Annotated in this window: 14 protein-coding genes; 10 read left to right on the top strand and 4 right to left on the bottom strand. The window is 73.6% G+C overall.

All coding sequences use genetic code 11. From position 1 onward, the window contains the following. The first annotated feature begins 91 nt into the window (after positions 1-91). The 6 genes from DQ239_RS01790 (at position 92) to DQ239_RS01815 (ending at position 4,365) form a co-directional block, all read left to right on the top strand. On the top strand, positions 92-937 hold the full coding sequence (locus DQ239_RS01790) for an undecaprenyl-diphosphate phosphatase (protein WP_113832533.1): 846 nt from the start codon (positions 92-94) through the stop codon (positions 935-937). Between the two features lie 35 nt (positions 938-972). After that, positions 973-1,671, top strand: a complete 699-nt coding sequence (locus DQ239_RS01795; RefSeq protein ID WP_113832534.1) for a histidine phosphatase family protein — start codon at positions 973-975, stop codon at positions 1,669-1,671. A gap of 105 nt (positions 1,672-1,776) precedes the next feature. Next, complete coding sequence (locus tag DQ239_RS01800; protein ID WP_113832535.1) at positions 1,777-2,328, top strand: DUF3090 family protein; 552 nt, start codon at positions 1,777-1,779, stop codon at positions 2,326-2,328. Positions 2,329-2,341: 13 nt separating this feature from the next. Continuing rightward, on the top strand, positions 2,342-3,091 hold the full coding sequence (locus DQ239_RS01805) for an SCO1664 family protein (RefSeq protein ID WP_113832536.1): 750 nt from the start codon (positions 2,342-2,344) through the stop codon (positions 3,089-3,091). A 54-nt stretch (positions 3,092-3,145) separates the two neighbouring features. After that, the gene (locus DQ239_RS01810; RefSeq protein ID WP_113832537.1) at positions 3,146-3,973 is read left to right on the top strand and encodes a thioesterase family protein; all 828 of its coding nucleotides are present in this window, start codon (positions 3,146-3,148) and stop codon (positions 3,971-3,973) included. Between the two features lie 5 nt (positions 3,974-3,978). Next, the gene (locus DQ239_RS01815; RefSeq protein ID WP_113832681.1) at positions 3,979-4,365 is read left to right on the top strand and encodes a VOC family protein; all 387 of its coding nucleotides are present in this window, start codon (positions 3,979-3,981) and stop codon (positions 4,363-4,365) included. A gap of 36 nt (positions 4,366-4,401) precedes the next feature. Here the strand turns inward: DQ239_RS01815 and DQ239_RS01820 are convergent, their stop codons facing one another. Then, a complete protein-coding gene (locus DQ239_RS01820) occupies positions 4,402-5,118 on the bottom strand; it encodes a maleylpyruvate isomerase family mycothiol-dependent enzyme (RefSeq protein WP_113832538.1) in 717 nt (238 codons plus the stop codon). A gap of 81 nt (positions 5,119-5,199) precedes the next feature. Between DQ239_RS01820 and mshC the strand changes: the two genes are divergently transcribed. Then, entirely contained in the window at positions 5,200-6,450 is a 1,251-nt protein-coding gene (mshC, locus tag DQ239_RS01825) for a cysteine--1-D-myo-inosityl 2-amino-2-deoxy-alpha-D-glucopyranoside ligase (RefSeq protein ID WP_113832539.1), read from the top strand. Next, positions 6,450-7,484: an HD domain-containing protein gene (locus DQ239_RS01830; RefSeq protein WP_113832540.1), complete on the top strand. Its 1,035-nt coding sequence runs from the start codon at positions 6,450-6,452 to the stop codon at positions 7,482-7,484. The genes mshC and DQ239_RS01830 overlap by 1 nt, the downstream gene beginning before the upstream one ends. Before the next feature lie 111 nt (positions 7,485-7,595). Here the strand turns inward: DQ239_RS01830 and DQ239_RS01835 are convergent, their stop codons facing one another. Further along, positions 7,596-8,465 (bottom strand): PAC2 family protein, encoded by an 870-nt coding sequence (locus tag DQ239_RS01835; RefSeq protein ID WP_113832541.1) that lies wholly within the window; start codon positions 8,463-8,465, stop codon positions 7,596-7,598. 213 nt (positions 8,466-8,678) lie between these two features. Here DQ239_RS01835 and metH point away from each other — a divergent pair, with 213 nt between their 5' ends. Next, positions 8,679-12,479, top strand: coding sequence for a methionine synthase (metH, locus tag DQ239_RS01840; protein ID WP_233488623.1), 3,801 nt, complete (start codon positions 8,679-8,681; stop codon positions 12,477-12,479). Beyond that, entirely contained in the window at positions 12,476-13,459 is a 984-nt protein-coding gene (locus tag DQ239_RS01845) for an NAD(P)-dependent oxidoreductase (protein ID WP_113832543.1), read from the top strand. Before metH ends, DQ239_RS01845 begins: the two co-directional genes overlap by 4 nt. A gap of 8 nt (positions 13,460-13,467) precedes the next feature. Here DQ239_RS01845 and DQ239_RS01850 read toward each other — a convergent pair whose 3' ends face one another. Beyond that, entirely contained in the window at positions 13,468-14,868 is a 1,401-nt protein-coding gene (locus tag DQ239_RS01850; RefSeq protein WP_113832544.1) for a CopD family protein, read from the bottom strand. Continuing rightward, positions 14,865-15,371, bottom strand: a complete 507-nt coding sequence (locus tag DQ239_RS01855) for a copper resistance protein CopC (protein WP_158544760.1) — start codon at positions 15,369-15,371, stop codon at positions 14,865-14,867. Before DQ239_RS01855 ends, DQ239_RS01850 begins: the two co-directional genes overlap by 4 nt. Positions 15,372-15,607: the final 236 nt, after the last annotated feature.

The following is a 15,607-nucleotide window of genomic DNA, read 5'->3' on the forward strand; positions in this document are numbered from 1 at the left end:
CCCGCCGCGGGGGCGGCCTAGGGTGGACGGTCGTGCGTGCCAGCCAGCTCCCGACGTCGTCCGCGCCGCCCGTCCGCGGGGGGATGCGCTGATGGGCTGGGTCGAGGCGGTCGTCCTGGGGATCGTCCAGGGCCTGACCGAGTTCCTGCCGATCTCCTCCAGCGCGCACCTGCGCCTCGTGGGGGAGGCCTTCGGGTGGGATGACCCCGGCGCCGCCTTCACCGCGATCACCCAGATCGGCACCGAGGCCGCCGTCCTGCTCTACTTCCGGCGGGACATCTGGCGGATCCTCACCGCCTGGTTCGCCTCGCTGGGCGGGCGGCGGAAGGGCGACCCGGACGCCCGCATGGGCTGGCTGATCATCGTCGGCAGCCTGCCGATCGGGATCCTCGGCCTGCTGTTCCAGGACGACATCGAGACGACGTTCCGCGACCTGCGCATCGTGGCGACGACGTTGATCGTGTTCGCGCTGATCCTCTACGCGGCCGACCGCATCGGCACCAAGCAGCGCCGGCTCGACCAGCTCACCGTGCCGCACGGCATCGGCTACGGCTTCGCCCAGGCGCTGGCGCTCATCCCGGGCGTCTCCCGCTCCGGCGGCACGATCACCGCGGGGCTGTTCCTCGGCTACAGCCGGGCCGCGGCCGCCCGGTACTCGTTCCTGCTGGCCATCCCGGCGGTGCTGGCCTCGGGCTTCTACCAGGCCTACGACGAGCTCAGCGGCGACGCGACCGGCACCGGCGTCTCGTGGGGGCCGACGATCCTGGCCACGGTCATCGCCTTCGGCGTCGGCCTGACCGTCATCGCCTGGCTGCTGCGCTACCTGGACCGCGGCTCGTTCACCCCGTTCGTCGTCTACCGGATCGCCCTGGGCGTGCTGGTGCTCGTACTCGTCTTCGCCGGCGTCCTCGACCCGACGGGGTCCACGGCGCCCTGACCTCCGCAGGCGGTCCCGCCCGTAGGCTCGCCGGCGTGACCACGGTGATCCTGCTCAGGCACGGGCGGACGACGGCCAACGCGGGCGGGATCCTGGCCGGCTGGACGCCGGGGGTGCAGCTCGACGAGGCCGGCGCGGCGCAGGTCGCCGCGGTGGGGGAGCGGCTGGCACCGGTGCCGCTCGCCGCGGTGGTCAGCAGCCCGCTGGAGCGCTGCGTACGGACGGCGTCCGCGGTCACGGCGGGGCGCGACCTGGAGCTGCGCACCGACGACCGGCTCGGCGAGGCCCGCTACGGCGACTGGACCGGCCGCACGATCAAGGAGCTGGCCAAGGAGCCGCTCTGGAAGATCGTGCAGCAGCACCCCTCGGCCGCGGTGTTCCCCGGCCCGGAGGGGGAGGGGCTGGCCCAGACCCAGGCCCGCGCCGTCGCCGCGGTGCGCGAGATCAACGCCGAGCTGGGCCCGGACGCCGTCTGGCTGGCCTGCAGCCACGGCGACGTCATCAAGGCCGTCCTCGCCGACGCGCTGGGCCTGCACCTGGACCAGTTCCAGCGCATCGTCGTCGACCCCGCGTCGATCTCGGTGGTCACCTACACCGACACCCGGCCGTTCGTCGTCCGCATCAACGACACCGGCGGGGACGTCTCCGCGCTGATCCCGCCGAAGAAGAAGCGCGGGCGCCGGGCGAGGTCCTCCGATGCCGTCGTCGGCGGCGGGTCCGGCGCGCCCGCCTGACACCCTGGCGCCGTCCGGCAGGTTGTCGGCCCCGTCCCGAGGCTCGCGTCGTAGCGAAGCGCGACGTGAGGAGGACGGGGTCCTTCCACCGCGTAACCTGGGCGCGTGCCCCGTCAGGTCCATCTCTTCGATCGTCCGAGCCGGTTCGTCGCCGGCACCGTGGGCCAGCCAGGCGACCGCACGTTCTACCTGCAGGCGTCCGACGGCAGCGGCCGCACGGTGAGCGTCGCGCTGGAGAAGACGCAGGTCCAGGTCCTGGCCGACCGCATGGCCGAGCTGCTCGACGAGGTGTCCGGCCGCGCCGACGCGGTCATCCCGCCCGACGCCGACGTCGACGACCTCGACCCGCTCACCCCGCCGGTGGACGAGGAGTTCCGGGTCGCCGCCATGGGCCTGGCCTGGGACGGCGCCGCGCAGGCCGTCGTCGTCGAGGCCGTCGCCGCGGGCGAGGAGCCGATCGAGGAGGACGCGATCCTCTCCGACAGCGAGGAGGGCCCCGACGCGCTGCGGGTGACCATCACCCCGATGGCGGCGCGCGCCTTCATCGCCCGCGCCCGGCGGGTGATCTCCGCGGGCCGGCCGTCCTGCCCGCTGTGCTCTCTGCCGCTGGACGCCACCGGCCACGTCTGCCCGCGGCAGAACGGCTACCGCCGCTGACCGGCGGCGTGCGATGAGCGAGCAACCTGCCGACCCGGTCCTCCGGCCCCCCGCCGACGACGCCGAGGCCCTGCACCTGCTGCAGACCGGTGAGATCGACCTCGAGGGCCGGATGCTCGACGCCTCCAACGTGACGCTGGTCGGCAGGATCCGCTCGGGCGACGTCGGCGGCGAGTGCGTCTACAAGCCGGTCGCGGGCGAGCGCCCCCTCTGGGACTTCCCCGACGGCACCCTGGCCGGCCGGGAGATCTCGGCGTTCCTGGTCTCGGAGACCACCGGCTGGCGGGTCGTGCCCCCCACCGTGCTCCGCGACGGGCCCTTCGGGCCGGGCATGGTCCAGCTCTGGATGGACGGCGACGAGGACGTCGACCTGGCCGAGTTCGTCCGCAGCGACGACCCCGCGCTGCGGCGGATGGCGGTCTTCGACGCGGTGGTCAACAACGCCGACCGCAAGGGCGGGCACATCATCCCGATGCCAGACGGCCACGTGTACGGCGTCGACCACGGCATCTGCTTCTCCGTCGACCCCAAGCTGCGGACCCTGCTGTGGCGCTGGGCGGGCCGGCCGATCCCGCTGGCGTCGCTCGAGGTGCTCGAGCGGCTGGCCGAGGACCTGCGGGGCGACCTGGGGGAGCAGCTGCACGAGCACCTCACCCGCCGCGAGGTGCGTCGCACTTCTCAGCGGGTGGCCGAGCTGCTCCGGACCAAGCTGCACCCCGAGCCCAGCGGCGACTGGCCCGCCCTGCCCTGGCCGCCCTTCTAGAAGGCCCCCCGAACCTGTTTGCGCTCGACGCCCCGGCTCGGCGAAGGTGTCGGGGTGGGTGACCTCGGCACGGACACGCAGGTGGAGCAGGTCGACGAGGGGCGGTTCCGCGCGACGCCGTCGCCCGAGTGGGACATCTGGGGGCCGATGGGCGGCTACATCGCCTCCTTCGCGCTCCGGGCCGTCGGCGCCACCGTGCCGGAGCACGAGCCGGCCGCCTTCTCCTGCCACTACCTCGGGGTGGCCCGCCCCGAGCCGGTCGACATCGAGGTGCGCAGCGCCAAGCCGGGCCGCACCGCCGGGTCCTCGACGGTGTCGATCACCCAGGAGGGGCGGCCCATCCTCAACGCGATGGTGTGGGCGGTCGCCGGCAACGAGGGTCTCGAGCACGACGAGTCGGTGCCGCCCGACGTCCCCGGCCCGGACGAGCTGAGGCCGATCGAGGAACTGGTCCCGGAGGGCAGCGGGCCGTCCTACCCGTTCTGGAACAACCTGGAGAGCCGGCCGATCGCGTGGGAGGAACACCCGCCGGACGGTCCGCGTCCCGCCGTCTGGCAGCAGTGGCTGCGGTTCCGCACCACCCCGACCTTCGCCGACCCGTGGGTGGACGCGACGCGGTCGGTGATCCTCATCGACCTGCCCAGCTGGCCGGCCGCCGTCCGCCCGCACGCCTGGCAGCGGCCGGCGTTCACCGCGCCCACGCTGGATCTCAACGTCGCCTTTCACCGTCCGGCGACCGACGAGCCGTGGCTGCTCTGCGACGGCTCGGCGCCGGTGTCCACCCGGGGCCTGTTCGGCTGGCGGGCGAACGTGTGGTCGCCGAGCGGCACGCTGCACGCCTCCGGCGGCGGCCAGTGCCTCTACCGCCGTCGGCCGGTCTGACCGACGTGCCGCACCGCAGCCGCCTGGCCATCCTCCTGCTCGACCTGCCGCCGGAGCAGCACGCCGCAGGCACGGCGTTCTGGGCCGGGGCCACCGGGCGCCCGGCCACCCCCGAGGCGGACGACGCCGACTGGGCATCGCTCGGCTCCTTCGCCGACGGCTGGCACGTGGAGATCCAGCGGACGGGGGAGGGGACGCCGCCGCGCTGGCACGTCGACGTCGAGACCGACGACATCCCGGCCGAGGTGGCTCGGCTCGAGGCCCTCGGCGCCACCCGTCACCGCGACATGGGCTCGTTCTGGCAGCTGCTGGATCCCGCCGGGCTGGTCTTCTGCGTCGTCGGCGTCCAGACCGGCGAGGAGTTCGAGCGGCACGCGGTCACCTGGCCGTGAGCACCACCGCTCGTCGGGGCTGAGCGCCCGCGCTGGTCATCCGAGCTCGACCAGGTCGATCATGGCCGCCGCCTGAAGCCCGTCGCCGTCGACCGTGAGGACGTGCAGCGGCACCCGACGCCACACCGCGAGCAGCAGGTCGCCGGCGGTGCCGGTCAGAGTGGCCACGGGGAACGGGCGCGAGCCGGCGAAGAGGGTGCGCTCGGCATCGGCGTCGACGGCGTGGAACACCACCGGATGGGCCTCGGCGGGCGCCCCGTCGGGCAGCGCGCCCGGGACCATGACCTCCAGCCACTCGTCGAGGCCGTCCAGGCCGACGTCGGCCTGGATGGGCCGGACGTCGCCGAGCACCTGCTCCACGTCGACCGTGTGCACCACCGCCTCCTGGGCCTGCCGGCGGAGCACCCACGCCACGTCCTGCTGCCCGGCCCAGGTCCACACGCGCTCGGCCGGATCGGCGTCGGCCAGGGCCGCCTCCAGCTCCGCGCCCCGGGCCGTGGCGTAGCCGAGCAGCTCGTCGTCGGGGTGCCGGGCGGCCGGTTCGTAGCCGGCGGGGTCCTGGGCGCGCGTGCGCACCACCCAGGCCCAGAACCGCTGCACCTCGGCGAGGTGCCACACGAGGTCGGCCAGCGTCCAGTCCGGGCAGCCCGGCACGCGGGCCGCCCACCCGTGGTCGAGGACGGCGGCGGCGGACGCCTCGGCGAACCGTGCGTTCGACCGTCGCAGCGACGGCAGGTACTGGTCGATCTCCACGGCGTCTCCTCCCGACCCCGTCCAGGGTCCGTTCCGAGCCTGCGAGCAGTGGGGCGGACGGGGTCCTTCTAGGCTCGGGGCGTGCACTCCTGGCCCGCTCCGCTCCTGCCGACCCTGCCGGGTACCGGCCCCGCGCTCAAGGTCCACGACACCGCGCTCGGCGAGGTGGTCGCCACCAGCCCGGACCGGACGGCGCGGATGTACGTCTGCGGCATCACCCCCTACGACGCCACGCACCTGGGCCACGCCGCCACCTACCTGGCCTTCGACCTGATCAACCGGGTCTGGCGGGACGCCGGCCACGCGGTGCACTACGTCCAGAACGTCACCGACATCGACGACCCGCTGCTCGAGCGCGCGGCCCGCGACGGCGAGGACTGGATCGTGCTGGCCATGCGCGAGACGGCGCTGTTCCGCGAGGACATGACCGCGCTGCGCGTGCTGCCGCCCGAGGACTACGTGGGCGCGGTCGAGGCGATCCCGCGCATCGCCGGCTACATCGAGCACCTGCTCGACGCTGGCCTGGCCTACGTGCTCGACGACGGCACCGGCGACGTCTACCACGACATCTCCCAGGCGCCCGGCTTCGGTGGGGAGTCCGGCTACGACGAGGCCACGATGCTCGGGTTCTTCGCCGAGCGCGGGGGAGACCCCGACCGGCCCGGCAAGCGGCAGCCGCTGGACCCGCTGCTGTGGCGCGGTGCCCGCCCGGGCGAGCCCTCGTGGCCCGGCCCCCGCGGCACCGAGGGCCGGCCCGGCTGGCACATCGAGTGCGCCGCGATCGCCCTGGACACCATCGGCATGGGCTTCGACGTGCAGGGCGGTGGCAGCGACCTGGTCTTCCCGCACCACGAGTACTCCGCCGTCCACGCCGAGGCGCTGACCGCCACCAAGCCCTTCGCCCGGGCCTACGTGCACGCGGCGATGATCGGGCTGGACGGCGAGAAGATGAGCAAGAGCCGCGGCAACCTGGTGTTCGTCTCCAAGCTGCGCGGCGAGGGCGTGGACCCGATGGCGATCCGGCTGGCCCTCCTGTCGGGGCACTACCGCACCGACCGCGCCTGGACGCCGGCCCTGCTCCGCGAGGCGCAGGAGCGGCTGGGCACCTGGCGGCGCGCGGTCTCGCAGGACACCGGGGCGCCGGCCGGCCCGGTGCTGCACGGGCTGCGGGACCGGCTCACCGACGACCTGGACAGCCCCGGCGCCATTGCCGTGGTCGACGCGTGGGCCGCGGCCACCCTGGCCGGCGACGGGGAGCGCGAGGAGCAGGCCCCGGCGGTCGTGTGCGACGCCGTCGACGCGCTGCTCGGCGTCGCGCTGCAGGACGGCTGATGACCGGCGCCCCGTTCCGGTTCACCGACCGGGCCGCCCGCGAGCGGGCCGAGGAGCAGCTGGCACCGGCGGCGTGCCGGGCGGCCGCCTCGCGCGGTCGCGCCCGGCCCGAGCCGGAGGACGCGCTGCGGACGGCCTTCGAGCGGGACCGCGACCGGATCCTGCACGCCAAGGCCTTCCGCCGGCTCAAGCACAAGACGCAGGTCTTCCTCAACCCCGACGGCGACCACTTCGTCACCCGGCTGACCCACACGCTGCAAGTCACCCAGGTGGCCCGGTCGCTGGCCCGCGCCCTGGGGCTCAACGAGACGCTCGCCGAGGCGATCGCGCTGGCCCACGACGTCGGCCACTCGCCGTTCGGGCACATCGGCGAGGACGCGTTCGACCCCTACGTGCCCGGCGGCTGGCACCACGCCGCCCAGGGCGTGCGCATCGTGGAGGTGCTCGAGCACCTCAACCTGACGTGGGAGGTGCGGGACGGCGTCCGGGCGCACAGCTGGAAGATCACGCCGCCGCCGTCGACCCGCGAGGCGGAGTGCGTGCGCTACGCCGACCGGATCGGCTACCTGTCCCACGACGCGCTGGACGCCGTCCGCGCCGGGGTGCTGGCGCCGACCGACCTGCCCGCCCGCGCCCGCGCCGTGTTCGGGGAGCCCGGCAGCCAGATGGTCGGCACGATGATCGACGCGGTGGTCACGGGGTCCCTCGCCGACGGCGGGCGGGTGGTCATGGCGCCCGAGCCGCTGGAGGCCATGCACGAGCTGCGCGCGTTCATGTTCGAGCGGGTGTACGCCTCGGACACGGCGGCCGGGCAGAAGCACGTCGCCATCGACGTCATCCGCCGGCTCGTCGACCACCACCTGGCGCACCCGGAGCTGCTGCCGGAGTCCTACCGCGACACCGAGGCCGACGTCGTCACGCAGGTGGTCGACTACGTCTCCGGGATGACCGACCGCTTCGCGCTGTCCACGCACGACCGGCTGTTCGACGACGACGCGACGTCCCGGATGCGGCCCCTGCTCCGCGAGGGCTGACCTCCCGACGCCTCCTGGGCCGAGTGCGGAGTTACGGGCGGCGACACGTCAGGACACGCCGCACGCCGCGACCGTAACCCCGCAGTCGGCCTCCGAGCGCGCGGAGAACTTTCAGGCGCCGCCGGCCGAGCCGTCGCGGCGCTTGAGGTAGCGCTCGAATTCGCGGGCGATCTGGTCGCCGTTGGCCTGGGAGAGGTCCACCTCGGTGGCCCGCTCCTCGAGGGAGCGCACGTACTCGACGACCTCCTCGTCCTCGTTGGCCATCTCGTCGACGGTGGCGACCCAGTCGTCGGCCTGCTGGGGGAGCGCGCCGAGGGGAACCGTCATCTCCAGGACCTCCTCGACCCGCCGCAGCAGGGCCAGCGTCGCCCGGGGCGACGGCGGCTGGGAGACGTAGTGCGGCACCGCGGCCCAGAAGCTGATCGCCGGCAGGCCCGCCTGGACGCAGGCGTCCTGGAAGACGCCGAGGATGCCCGTGGGGCCCTCGTAGCGCGACGTCTCCAGGCCCCAGGTCTTCGCGGAGTCCTCGTCGTAGGCCGAGCCGGTGACCGGCGTCGGGCGGGTGTGCGGCGTGTCGGCCAGCAGCGCCCCCAGGCCGACGACGGTCTGGACGTCGAGCTCCTCCAGCAGGCCGATCAGCTCCGCGCAGAAGCCGCGCCAGCGCATGTTGGGCTCGATCCCGCGGATGAGCACCACGTCGCGCTCACTGCCCGGGGGCCGGGCCACCGAGATGCGGGTGGTCGGCCACTCGATGCGCCGGTTCACCCCGCCGATCAGGGACACGGTGGGCCGGTTGACCTGGAAGTCGTAGTAGTCCTCGGGGTCCAGCGCGGCCAGCGGCTTCGCGTCCCAGATCAGCTCCAGGTGCTCGACCGCCCCGGTCGCGGCGTCCCCGGCGTCGTTCCAGCCCTCGAACGCCACGACCACCACGGGGTCGGTGAGTTCGGGCAGGTCCTCGGCGCCTGGCTTCGGGTCGATCACCCCTGCGAGCCTACGTCGCCCCGACGACAGGACGGGGCGGATGACCCGCGCGTGTGAACAGGGCGGAGGTCGGCAACGGCGTTGCGCTGAAGTGAGACGATGGGGAGGACATCGGGACCGCTCAAGCCTGGGCAGACCCGCCGGGGGTGCCGGAGCTCGTCCACGCCGGACGGAGCCCGCACACCGACAGCCACGCAGTACTGGGGATCGCCTGTGTCCGACTCACCCACCCTCCGCCCCGATGCGACCGCCGAGCTGACCGCGCTGCTGGAGCAGCGCATCCTGGTGCTCGACGGCGCCATGGGCACCGCCATCCAGCGGGACCGCCCGGACGAGGCGGGCTACCGCGGCGAGCGCTTCGCGGACTGGCCGAGCGACGTGCAGGGCAACAACGACCTGCTGAGCATCACCCAGCCGGAGATCATCGCCGGCATCCACCGCGAGTACCTCGAGGCCGGCGCGGACCTCATCGAGACCAACACCTTCAACGCCACCACGATCTCGCTGAGCGACTACGGCATGGAGGCGCTGGCCTACGAGCTCAACGTCGCCTCGGCCCGGCTGGCCCGCCGCGAGGCCGACGCCATGACCGCCCGCACCCCGGACAAGCCGCGGTACGTCGTCGGCGCGATCGGCCCGACCAGCCGGACGGCGTCCATCTCGCCGGACGTGAACGACCCCGGCGCCCGCAACATCACCTTCGACGAGCTGGTGACGGCCTACCTCGAGCAGGCCAACGGCCTGGTCGACGGCGGCGCGGACCTGCTGCTGATCGAGACGATCTTCGACACGCTCAACGCCAAGGCGGCGATCTTCGCCCTGGAGACGCTGTTCGAGGAGCGCGGCCGCCGGTGGCCGGTCATGATCTCCGGCACCATCACCGACGCCTCCGGGCGCACCCTGTCCGGCCAGGTCACCGAGGCGTTCTGGTACTCGGTGCGGCACGTGCGGCCGCTGCTGGTGGGCCTCAACTGCGCGCTGGGCGCCAAGGAGATGCGGCCCTACATCGCCGAGATCTCGCGCCTGGCCGACACCTTCGTCTCGGCCTATCCCAACGCCGGCCTGCCCAACGCCTTCGGCGAGTACGACGAGTCGCCCGACGAGACCGCCGCGATCGTGGCGGAGTTCGCCGAGGCCGGCTTCGTCAACCTCGTCGGCGGCTGCTGCGGCACGACGCCGGACCACATCGCCGCCATCGCGCGCGAGGTCGCCGGCAAAACCCCCCGCACGCCCGTCGAGGTGGCGCCGGCGCTGCGCCTCTCCGGGCTCGAGCCGGTGACCGTCACCGAGGAGACGCTGTTCGTCAACGTCGGCGAGCGCACCAACATCACCGGCTCGGCCCGCTTCCGGAACCTGATCAAGGCCGGCAACTACGCCACCGCGCTCACCGTGGCCCGCCAGCAGGTGGAGGCCGGCGCGCAGGTCATCGACGTCAACATGGACGAGGGGATGATCGACGGCGTCGAGGCGATGGACCGCTTCACCAAGCTGATCGCCGCCGAGCCCGACATCTGCCGCGTGCCCACGATGATCGACTCCTCCAAGTGGGAGGTGATCGAGGCCGGGCTCAAGACGGTGCAGGGCAAGTCGATCGTCAACTCGATCTCGCTCAAGGAGGGCGAGGAGAAGTTCGTCCGCGAGGCCCGGTTGTGCCGCAAGTACGGCGCCGCCGTCGTCGTCATGGCGTTCGACGAGGACGGCCAGGCCGACAATCTCGAGCGGCGCACGCAGATCTGCCGGCGGGCGTACGACATCCTCACCCAGCAGGTGGGCTTCCCGGCCGAGGACATCATCTTCGACCCGAACGTCTTCGCCGTCGCCACGGGCATCGAGGAGCACGCGAACTACGGGCTGGACTTCATCGAGGCCACCCGCTGGATCAAGCAGAACCTGCCGGGCGCGCTGGTCTCCGGCGGCGTCTCCAACGTGTCCTTCTCGTTCCGCGGCAACAACCCGGTGCGCGAGGCCATCCACGCGGTCTTCCTGTTCCACGCGATCGCCGCCGGCATGGACATGGGCATCGTGAACGCCGGCGCGCTGGAGGTCTACGAGGAGGTGCCGGCGGAGCTCCGGGAGCGCATCGAGGACGTCATCCTCAACCGCCGCCCCGACAGCACCGAGCGGCTGCTGGAGATCGCCCCCGACTACGCCGGCGACGGCGCCGCCAAGGAGGTCGCCACCGAGGAGTGGCGGTCGCTGCCGGTGGGGGAGCGGATCACCCACGCCCTGGTCAAGGGGATCGACGAGTTCGCCGCGGCAGACACCGAGGAGCTCCGCCAGGAGATCGCCGCGCGCGGCGGCCGGCCGATCGAGGTCATCGAGGGCCCGCTGATGGCGGGCATGAACGTCGTCGGCGATCTGTTCGGCGCCGGGAAGATGTTCCTGCCGCAGGTGGTGAAGTCCGCCCGCGTCATGAAGAAGGCGGTCGCCCACCTCATCCCGTACATCGAGGCGGAGAAGAAGCCCGGGGACGCCGAGCGCAGCAACGGCAAGGTCGTCATGGCCACCGTGAAGGGCGACGTCCACGACATCGGCAAGAACATCGTCGGCGTCGTCCTGCAGTGCAACAACTACGACGTCGTCGACCTCGGCGTCATGGTGCCGGCGCAGAAGATCCTGGACGCCGCCAAGGAGGAGGGCGCCGACGTCATCGGGCTGTCCGGGCTGATCACGCCGTCCCTGGACGAGATGGTCAACCTCGCCTCGGAGATGGAGCGGCAGGGCTTCGACATCCCGCTGCTCATCGGCGGGGCCACCACCTCGCGCGCGCACACCGCGGTGAAGGTGGCGCAGCAGTACTCCGGCCCGGTGATCTGGGTGAAGGACGCCTCGCGGTCGGTGCCGGTCGTCGCGGCGCTGCTCTCCGACGAGCAGCGGCCGAAGCTGCTGGCCGAGACCGACGCGGAGTACGCCGCCCTGCGCGAGCGGCACGCCGCGCGCCAGGACACCCGGGCGCTCCTGCCGCTGGCCGCCGCCCGCGATGCGGCGACGCCCGTCGACTGGCCGGACTACGCGCCACCGCGGCCGCGGATGCTGCTCCAGCAGGCCAAAGACGTGTGCACCGGACCCGACTGCGACCACCTGCACGGCGGGGCCACCCAGTTCGTCAAAACGTTCGCGGACTACCCGCTCGAGGAGCTGCGCGGCTACATCGACTGGCAGCCGTTCTTCAACGCGTGGGAGATGCGCGGCAGGTTCCCCGACATCCTCAACAACCCGGCCACCGCCGAGGCCGCGCGCCGCCTCTACGACGACGCGCAGGCGATGCTCGACCGGATCGTCGAGGAGAAGTGGCTGCGCGCGGCCGGCGTCGTCGGGTTGTTCCCGGCCAACCAGGTCGCGGGCGACGACATCGAGGTCTACACCGACGAGTCGCGGTCGCAGGTGCGCGCCGTGCTGCACCAGCTGCGGCAGCAGACCGAGGGCCGGGACGGCTCCCCGCGCAAGTCGCTGGCCGACTTCGTGGCGCCCAAGGAGACCGGGCTGCGCGACTACGTCGGCGCCTTCGCGGTGACCGCCGGGCTGGGCTCGGCCGATCGGGTGGCGGCGTTCAAGAAGGACAACGACGACTACAGCGCGATCATGCTGGAGGCGCTGGCCGACCGGCTGGCCGAGGCGTTCGCCGAGCGGCTGCACGAGCGGGTGCGCACGGAGTTCTGGGGCTACGCGGCCGACGAGCACCTGGACAACGACGCGCTCATCGGCGAGAAGTACCGCGGCATCCGCCCGGCGCCGGGCTACCCGGCCTGCCCCGAGCACACCGAGAAGCAGACCATCTGGGAGCTGCTCGACGTCGAGGCGCACACCGGCATCCAGCTGACCGAGAGCATGGCCATGTGGCCGGGCGCCGCGGTCAGCGGGCTGTACTTCTCCCACCCGCAGTCGCGGTACTTCGTGCTGGGGCGGGTCGGCCGGGACCAGGTCGAGGACTACGCCCGGCGGAAGGGCTGGACCGTCGCCGAGGCGGAGAAGTGGCTCTCGCCGAACCTGGGCTACCGCACCGAGGACGAATGACGGGGCGCGTGCTGGTGACGGGCAGCGCCGGTCACCTGGGGGAGGCGCTGGTGCGGACGCTGCGGGAGGCCGGCCGGGACGTCGTCGGGCTCGACCGGCTCGCCTCGCCGTCCACCGACGTCGTCGCCTCGGTGACCGACCGCGAGTCGGTCCGGCGGGCGATGGAGGGCGTGACCGCCGTCCTGCACACCGCGACGCTGCACAAGCCGCACGTGGGCACGCACTCGCGGCAGGACTTCGTCGACACCAACGTCACGGGGACGCTCGTCGCCCTGGAGGAGGCGGTGGCCGCCGGGGTCGGCGCCTTCGTCTTCACCAGCACCACGAGCGCCTTCGGCCGGGCGCTGACCCCTGGCGACGGCGCCCCGGCGGCCTGGATCACCGAGGACGTCGTGCCGCGCCCGCTGAACATCTACGGGACGACCAAGGTCGCGGCGGAGGACCTATGCGAGCTCCTCGCCCGGGACGCCGGACTGCCCTGCGTGGTGCTGCGGACGTCGCGCTTCTTCCCGGCGGCCGACGACAGCGATCAGGTCCGGACCGGCTACGCCGACGCCAACGCGAAGGTCAACGAGCTGCTGTACCGCCGGGCCGACCTGCACGACGTCGTGGACGCCCACCTGGCGGCGATCGACCGGGCCCCCGGGCTCGGCTTCGGCCGGTACGTCGTCAGTGCCACGACACCGTTCGGGCCGGAGGACCTCGCCGAGCTGCACCGGGACGCCCCCGCCGTCGTCGAGCGGCTGTTCCCGGAGTACCGCGACGTCTACGCCCGGCTCGGCTGGCGGATGTTCCCGCGCATCGACCGCGTCTACGTCAACGAGCGCGCGCGGGCCGATCTCGGCTGGCGCCCGCGCTACGACTTCGCGCACGCGCTGGACCTGCTCCGCAGCGGCGCGCCGGCGCGCAGCCCGCTGGCGGTCGCGATCGGCGCCAAGGGGTACCACGACGTGAGCATCGGTCCGTACACCGTCCGCTGACGCCGGGGTCACTCGACGACGAGGACGTCGGCGAAGGCCGTGGAGTGGGCGCTGGTGAACGGGTGCTCGCCCGGCTGGTCGGGAGCGACGAAGGTCGTCAGCGCCCCGGCGGGGACGACGACGTCGAAGGACGCGTCGTCCGCGGTGAGGGTCACGGTGGTGTCGGCGCTGTTGAAGACGGTGACCCGCGAGCCGGCGGCCACCGGTCCGGCGACGTGGAACCGCTCGTCGTCGACGAGGACGCCGACGGTGAGCTCGCCGTGGTCGTGGCCGGCCATCGGATCCGCCGCGTCCCCGGGCGGCGCGGTGGCGACCGGGGCGGTGGCCGACGGCGCGGGTGGGCTCGCGGCCTCCGCCGTGGGAGGGGAGGCGGCCAGCGCGACGGCCACGGCCAGCGTCGCGAGCATGAGCAGCACCTCGCCCGCGGCGAACCGGCGGAACCCACTGGCCTCGCCGGCGCGGAGCCGGGGGAGGGTGCGACGGCGGTGCTGCCACCCGCACAGCCCGAGCAGCACCAGGCCGGCGGTCTTGGCGAGCAGCAGGGCGCCGTAGCCGGTGCCCAGGGCGGCGAGCACCGCGCCGCTGCCGCCCAGCACCAGCCAGGCGGCGAGGACGCCGGACAGCCCGGTGGCGACGAAGCAGGCCAGCGCCACCCGGCTGTACCGCGGCACGGCCACGGGCAGCCACACCCCCCGCCGTCCGTGGACGAGGAGGGCGAGCAGACCGCCGATCCAGACCGTCGCGGCGACGACGTGGACGCCGAGGGTGCTGACGGCGGCGAGGTGGTTCGCGGCGGCCGAGGAGTGGCCGCTCAGCACCACCGGAAGGACGAGCGCCGTCAGGGCCACCGCTAGCAGGATCCGCGCACCGGCCACCGTGCACCGGGCCGCACCGACCGCGACGACGCCGATCAGCGCCGTCCCTAGCAGGGCCGCGCGCCCGGTGCCGGTGTCCTCGACGAACACGCGCAGCGACGCCCAGGACAGCGCCGTCGGGTCGGTGCCCAGCAGCCGGCTGAGGGTGAGGAGCGCGCCGAGCTCCGTCGCTGCCACCCAGGCCGTCGCCCACGCCGACGTCGCCCGGAGCACCCGCTGCACCTCCGCCGTCGGCGCTCCGTCCCGTGCGGGCAACAGCACCGCGGCGAGGACGAGCGTCCCGATCGTCCCGACCGCCGCGACCCGTCCGGCCAGCGTGGCGACCGGGAGCCCCCACTCGACGAACCGCCCGGAGGCGGGGAGCCCGGCCGGGTCGGCGGCCGGTCCTCCGTCGCCGACGGCCAGCGCCCAGAACAGGACGCCGCCGAGTCCGGCCGCGGTGAGGAGCGCGGCCACCGCGTGCCGTGCGCGACCGGTCGTGACCGGTGACCGGTCCGTCGGGGGCGCCAGGACGGCCGGCGCGGCGGAGCTCATCCGCGTCGCCGCAGGCGGGTCATGGCCAGCGCCCCGATCCCCACGAGGACGACGGCACCCGCTGCCGGCCAGACGGGGGCGATGCCGTCGTCCGCCGGCTCCTGGTCGGCGAGCGCATCGGCCGCCGGTGACGTCGCGGCCGGGGCGGGTGCGTTCTCCGCCTCGGTCACGGTGAAGTCGAAGGTGCCCGAGAGCGGGTGGCCGTCGGAGGAGGTGCTCCGCCACTCGACGCGGTAGGTGCCCGCGGCGACGTCGTCCTCGATCGGCTGCACCAGGGTCGTCCCGCGGATCTCGGCATCGCCGGACGACACGAGAGCGCCGTCGGGACCGGTGACCTCGACCAGCGTGCCCAGCGAGAGCGGCTCGCCGGTGAAGTCCAGTTCCAGCGCGTCGGGCGCCTCGACGACGCTTGCGCCGGCGGCCGGGCTGGTGGCCACGAGCCCGTCGTGCGCCAGGGCAGCCGACGGGGCGCCGAGGACCAGGGCGCCGGCCGCGACCAGCACGGCCGAGGCTGTCGCAGCCCGGCGGTGGATCCCTGCATGGGATGTGCCACGCGGAGCACTCATGCCCAGCGTTCGTCGCGGCCGGGGGATCCGGTTGGCGGCCGGCGAGAACTTCCGCGTATCGCCGGAAAACTTTTCGGCGGGAGGGGTGAACCGATCCGTCACGTCGTGTCGAACGCCACACGGACAGCGCGGCGGGCAGCAGATCTGCCTGCTTCCCCCCGCTGACCGGGTCA

The organism is Blastococcus sp. TF02-09 (assembly GCF_003319105.1).
In the GTDB taxonomy this organism is placed as follows: domain Bacteria; phylum Actinomycetota; class Actinomycetes; order Mycobacteriales; family Geodermatophilaceae; genus Blastococcus.

Bases quoted from the DNA above. Each gene is read 5' to 3' on its own strand.
- DQ239_RS01850 (WP_113832544.1), bottom strand. From the start codon at position 14,868: ATGAGCTCCGCCGCGCCGGCCGTCCTGGCGCCCCCGACGGACCGGTCA.
- DQ239_RS01845 (WP_113832543.1), top strand. From the start codon at position 12,476: ATGACGGGGCGCGTGCTGGTGACGGGCAGCGCCGGTCACCTGGGGGAG.
- DQ239_RS01830 (WP_113832540.1), top strand. From the start codon at position 6,450: ATGACCGGCGCCCCGTTCCGGTTCACCGACCGGGCCGCCCGCGAGCGG.
- DQ239_RS01805 (WP_113832536.1), top strand. From the start codon at position 2,342: ATGAGCGAGCAACCTGCCGACCCGGTCCTCCGGCCCCCCGCCGACGAC.
- DQ239_RS01790 (WP_113832533.1), top strand. From the start codon at position 92: ATGGGCTGGGTCGAGGCGGTCGTCCTGGGGATCGTCCAGGGCCTGACC.